Source organism: Pseudomonas sp. PDM32 (genome assembly GCF_019219225.1).
GTDB lineage: Bacteria > Pseudomonadota > Gammaproteobacteria > Pseudomonadales > Pseudomonadaceae > Aquipseudomonas > Aquipseudomonas laurylsulfatiphila.
In genome coordinates this window covers 1-255 of sequence record NZ_JAHUWE010000074.1, presented here as the reverse complement: position 1 = coordinate 255, position 255 = coordinate 1, and the positions used below count along the sequence as shown (strand labels likewise).

At 66.3% G+C, this 255-nt stretch carries 1 protein-coding gene; it reads left to right on the top strand.

Going from position 1 to position 255, the window contains the following annotated elements; genetic code table 11:
* Positions 1–255 (top strand): AMP-binding protein (locus KW846_RS30645; protein ID WP_218486479.1); only part of this gene is annotated, 255 nt, incomplete at both ends.

The window sequence follows — 255 nt, the reverse complement described above, 5'->3', positions numbered from 1 at the left end:
CGATCATCTGGGAGGGCGATGACCCTGCCGAAAGCCGCAACATCACCTACCGCGAGCTGCACGAGCAGGTCTGCAAGTTCGCCAACGCCCTGCGCGGCCAGGACGTGCACCGCGGCGACGTGGTGACCATCTACATGCCGATGATCCCCGAAGCCGTGGTCGCCATGCTGGCCTGCACCCGGATCGGCGCGATTCACTCGGTGGTGTTCGGCGGCTTCTCGCCGGAAGCCCTGGCCGGTCGCATCATCGACTGCA